Annotated in this window: 8 protein-coding genes; 2 read left to right on the forward strand and 6 right to left on the reverse strand. The window is 50.9% G+C overall.

Annotation, left to right across the window (positions count from 1 at the left end):
* Together ACP5D4_RS21035 and ACP5D4_RS21040 are read right to left on the reverse strand one after the other, a co-directional pair.
* Positions 1–373, reverse strand: a 373-nt coding sequence (locus ACP5D4_RS21035; RefSeq protein WP_428013567.1) for a hypothetical protein, incomplete at its 3' end; no start/stop codon positions are given.
* Between the two features lie 2 nt (positions 374–375).
* Positions 376–552, reverse strand: a complete 177-nt coding sequence (locus ACP5D4_RS21040; protein WP_428013566.1) for a hypothetical protein — start codon at positions 550–552, stop codon at positions 376–378.
* A gap of 81 nt (positions 553–633) precedes the next feature.
* Between ACP5D4_RS21040 and ACP5D4_RS21045 the strand changes: the two genes are divergently transcribed.
* Both ACP5D4_RS21045 and ACP5D4_RS21050 read left to right on the forward strand, forming a co-directional pair.
* Positions 634–999: a helix-turn-helix domain-containing protein gene (locus tag ACP5D4_RS21045; RefSeq protein WP_428013565.1), complete on the forward strand. Its 366-nt coding sequence runs from the start codon at positions 634–636 to the stop codon at positions 997–999.
* 30 nt (positions 1,000–1,029) lie between these two features.
* Positions 1,030–1,350, forward strand: a complete 321-nt coding sequence (locus ACP5D4_RS21050; RefSeq protein ID WP_428013564.1) for a hypothetical protein — start codon at positions 1,030–1,032, stop codon at positions 1,348–1,350.
* 180 nt (positions 1,351–1,530) lie between these two features.
* On the opposite strand, the gene ACP5D4_RS21055 is transcribed toward ACP5D4_RS21050, so the two are convergent.
* The 4 genes from ACP5D4_RS21055 to ACP5D4_RS21070 form a co-directional block, all read right to left on the reverse strand.
* The gene (locus ACP5D4_RS21055; RefSeq protein WP_428013563.1) at positions 1,531–1,686 is read right to left on the reverse strand and encodes a hypothetical protein; all 156 of its coding nucleotides are present in this window, start codon (positions 1,684–1,686) and stop codon (positions 1,531–1,533) included.
* Between the two features lie 826 nt (positions 1,687–2,512).
* Positions 2,513–2,857, reverse strand: coding sequence for a hypothetical protein (locus ACP5D4_RS21060; RefSeq protein WP_428013562.1), 345 nt, complete (start codon positions 2,855–2,857; stop codon positions 2,513–2,515).
* A 453-nt stretch (positions 2,858–3,310) separates the two neighbouring features.
* A complete protein-coding gene (locus tag ACP5D4_RS21065; RefSeq protein ID WP_428013561.1) occupies positions 3,311–3,862 on the reverse strand; it encodes a hypothetical protein in 552 nt (183 codons plus the stop codon).
* A 78-nt stretch (positions 3,863–3,940) separates the two neighbouring features.
* Positions 3,941–4,258, reverse strand: a complete 318-nt coding sequence (locus ACP5D4_RS21070) for a hypothetical protein (RefSeq protein WP_428013560.1) — start codon at positions 4,256–4,258, stop codon at positions 3,941–3,943.
* Positions 4,259–4,681 lie beyond the last annotated feature (423 nt).

Raw genomic sequence — 4,681 nt, forward strand, 5'->3', positions numbered from 1 at the left:
GCGATCTGTGGATCGCTTTGGCGATCTGTGGATCGCTTTGGCGATCTGTGGATCGCGATCGGTTGTTCTCTTGGCGAACGGGCGATCGCGAAGCGTCTCGGAACGAGAATCGCCAGATTTTGGCGCGAACGGCTTCCCACCCGAACAGCCCCAGTTCGCTGAGTTTGTTGAGTGCGATTTGAATGGTGCGCCGGTGGAGACCTAGAGATTCGGCAATCCGTTCGGTGTCGATTTCGATGGGGGCGCTATCGGGAAACGGCATCTGAATCGAAAGCCAAAGATAAACCTTCAGCTCGGCCGCTTTGAGAACTTGGCTGACAGTAGACAGCTCCGACTCGGTGAGGGGGTAGAATTGCTCTTGCTGGCGTGCCATCGCTACACCTCCTCGTCCTTCTCAGTCAGGACAAATTCGATCGACCGCGAGCGATCGACTGCTACAACTTGGTTTTGTTGGGTATGAATGCGAATCCAGTAGGCGATCGTGGCTGTGAGCAGACCTGCGGCGTAGTCTTCGATCGCGTCTTCTAGCTGTATTCGGTGATGCTGTGTCATAATTGGTATAGAATATAATTTGATTGTCGCAAGTGGTGTGAGTTAAATATTATTGTACCACTTGCGTTTTTTTGTTTAAATATGAACATTCGTGAAGCTTTCAAAAAAGTCCGACAATCCCACGGCGTTACGGATGTTGCGTTACACGAACACACCGGGGTTTCTCGAACTCACTTGAGCCGGTTTCAGTGTGGAAGAGGCGATCTAAAAGTTGAGACGCTTGAACGTCTTTTGATGGGCTTAGAGGAGTTAAGCCCAGGCGCAATTAATGATTTTGTCAGTCAAATTGGCAAAGTTGAAGTCCACGGTTTGACTGACCGCGAAAAACAAATCCTTATCTGGTCGCTCCCAGAGAGCGAACTGGCCGAAATTTTGAGGCTAATTGGCGAACGGCTGGCTGGGAAATCCCGTACTTCCACCGATGACAAAGTTTTAACAAGACGTTAACCATGTCAAAAAGTCTGTAAATATGGAACGATGTCTGAAAACGGGGTGCGGCCGGTGGAGTTGACGGATATTCAAGAGCTGTTGCGATCTCTTCCGCCTGACCAGCGATCGCAAATTCTGGCCGAAGAACTCCACGAACTGCCGCCAGAACTTCGATCGAAGGTGTTGGAAACTGAGGCTCGGCGCTACGGGCTTTCCGTCGTCTTCGGATGCAACACGATAAATTCTTCTATAAATATTCAAATCGGTCTTCAAGGAAGCGAACTGATTTCGACAATTGAACAACTCCCCAAGGAGCAACTCGGGGAGTTGTTGAGGGCGATCGCCAATGTGGTGGCGTCTAAGTCCTGAAATACCGATTTGGCTGTCTGTACCCCTTTTGGGGTTTAATTTCTACGAGTTTCAGGTCTCTGAGCGCCCGTAAGATCGCCAGGGTGTTTCGCGAGATCGTAAATCCAAATCTCGGATTTTTTTCTGTGGAGATAGACGACAGGGGGCGATCCTTTGAGGGCGATCGCCGTTCCCAAGGGCTTATTTCTGATAGAGATATAGTCCCAGCCCAAACTTGGCAGCCGCGCGGCGAAATGCCATCGATTCAGCGTTGCTGCTGGGATCGCCGTAGGAATTGCAGTTCAGTTCCTCAGTTCCCGTAGCGTGCCGCACCACCATTCCGTCTGCTGTTGGCACGGCTAACTCACCAACAAGGAATATGCGATCGCTCGTGCAGTGAACCGAGATAATCCTCCAGTTCCAGCCGGGGCAATACTTTGACAAAATCTTGGCAGCCTCGTACCAAGACAAAAAAAACACGGTTGATCCTCCCAGTCGCTTTGACTGGAGAAGCGATCGAGGAATCGGCCGACTCAGAACCTCCTCGATCTGCCTCAACGACCACTCTCCCGGTTTGGTCGGGGGTTGTATGGGGTTCGATCGAATCTGTTTAGCGGTGGTGTCGATTGTAATGCTATTCATTTTTCTGTGGAGATAACGGGGTTGAATGGGAGGCGTGGAAGCCTCCCGAGAAAGTTAATCTTTATTCCAGTATCGCGGTGGATACCCGTCGAATTGGATTACAAAAAATCCTCCATGAACGGGCGAACTGAGCACCTGATATCGGTAATAAAAATCTTCAGACCCGTATCGATTGGCTACCTCATTTATAATTCCGTTGACTGTCCAGCGACTAGCAGAGCAAGTCAACACCATCACTGAGTGCCGAACGCGAAGGACTTGAATCACACGGTTGGCAGATTCGCTGTGGTACTCGTTGTCGGGGATAATCAGGACGTCGTTAACGCCCTGGCGAAGAACTGCTTCAATCCAAACTGTCTCTCTGGCAAAGTTGTGTGGATTTCCACAACTTTGCGTGTATCGGCTTAGCAATTCTGCCGATCGAATTTCTTCGGGTTGTTGCGAAATGATCGGGGGTTGGGGGGGTTGGGGGGGTAGTTCAAAAAACATTTTCTGTGGAGATAGAAGGTTTGCAGGGGAGCCTCGGAGACTCCCCAGTTGATTAGGCAGTCGGTTCTACCAAATGGGCAAATTCTTCGAGCGTTGCCTCTAGCGGTGGCAGTTCTCCGTGCATTTGATCGATTGCTCCGAAGAATTCAATCAGTTCGCTCTCCTCTTCGACCTTTGATTTAATTTCGTCTTCCAAGCTGAGTTGGTTGTCGAATCCGTTTTCGAGAACATTCTCCAAAACTCGATCGAGATATTCTTCAATCCAGCGCTTGAATTTGTGTTGAAAAATTGGTAAGTACCCCGCGTACTTCCGCTCGAACTCTGCCGCTTTCTCGTTGATCTTCTTCTCGAGCCGATCGCGCGTCCGTTCGTAGAAGGATAAGGATTTTGTTACCATTTCAATAGACCTGATAAAGGTTTTCGCCGTTGGGGAGGCGACTTGGTAGGTTTTTCTCCCCTTCGGTTAAATATAATATAGCATGTTATCCCGCTAAATGTCAAGTGTTATAGTAGGGTATCGAGTTAAAAAAAAGAGAACGATGCCTAGAGGAAGACCGGGTGGGAATCCCACCATTACCGAATACAGCTTTTCAACCGACCGGAACGAATCGCTGAATGCTCGAGTCGCTCTCAACGTGAGCGATCGCGTTAAGAAAGCCCTCCCTCGATCGAAGGGAGAGCCATTAAGATACAAAGATTGCGCCCGAGGGGCGCTTCTAGCCTGGCTTGAAAACCAAGACAAATTCGATCGACTCGGTTTGTCAGGACAGGAACTTGAGCAATTTGTTCAGAGGGCGATCGAGTCTGCCCTGAATTGAAACGACGGGCGGCCTCACGGCCGCCCATTTTTTTAACCCGACATCCACCAACACGGATCGTCTTCGAGGTAAAGCGGTTCTGATTCGGTATTGAACGGGTCGAGCAAATCCTCCACCGCTAAGATGTGATGACATTTAAGGTATCGTCCAAACTTATGTAAGGCTTCACGAAAGGCTTCCGGCAATTCTCCCTCACGATTATTCAAGCAGCGGAACAGCTTGCAGTTGCAAGTTAGTTCGCTCGTACCTGGGTCGATCGAAACCTTGTAATCGTTATTGAATCCGCGAACCAGATAACTGCTATCTCCACAGAAAATCGGATCGCCTTTTAAGGCTTGAAGTTGTTGGCTGCGCCAATCTGTGTGTTCGACGACGGCGATCGCTACGTCTTTAAAACTGACAAAACGACAGAAACCCTTGTCGTAGCCGGGTTGTGGACGGTAGAGAACCCAAAGGCAGTTTGACCAGACCTCGAAATCGATCGCCATTGCTTCGCGATAGGTTGGTTCACAACCGAAGATCGATCGCCAAATCGTTTGGCGTGTCAACAACTGGGACTTAAGAGCGGAGGAAACTTCAAACATGGCTTTAACTTGGTAGGTTATCTATATTATAGCACGTTACCCTGTTAAATAAAACAATAACCCCTCCAACCGAAGGGGTTATATCCACAGAAAAAATGAGGGGGAAGACCCCCCAAGCCAAGCTAAAACAACGACAACTGACGAGGCGCCGCCGAGGAAACGAACCACCCGCCGCCAACGGGAGACAGACCCCAGCCAGCGGGACAGGGGACGGACGGGGGCAGCCAGACCAACGAGCGAACGCCAAGACCAAGGGCGAACGCCAACGACGCCCACGACCCGGAACCGGAACCACAAAAACAACGAGCGGACGACGACGACGGCGACAAACCGGCCGGACAAGGCCGGCCGGGAAACGAAACCCAAACGCCCCCAGGGGCGACCGACCGGACGCAAGCCACCGACCGAGCCGCGAAAGCGCCACGACCGCGACCGAACGACGCCACGGAGAAGACGCGGGCAGACGGGAAAGCCGAACGGAAGACCCGATCCACGCCAGCCGCACACCCAACCGACACAGCAGCGCCGGAAGAAACAGAAGCGATGACGGCAGAGGAAACAGACGCCGGAGGAACAACCGAGCGGGAGCCAGAAAACCCAACGGCAGGAGCAGAGGCAAGAATGGAAGAAACAGAAGGCAACATAAACAAACTTGGTAGGTTTCTATTTATATTATAGCGCGTTATCCTGCTATTGGGGGGATTTTTACATTAATTAATACAGTTCCCTGTTCCCTGTTCCCTGTTCCCCGTTCCCTCTTCCCCCCCTAAAAATACAGGAGATCGCCAGAGCGATCGCGGGAACGAGGCGTTTCAAATC

Origin of the sequence: Baaleninema sp. (assembly GCF_049974805.1) — a bacterium.
Classification (GTDB): Bacteria; Cyanobacteriota; Cyanobacteriia; order Cyanobacteriales; family Geitlerinemataceae; genus Baaleninema.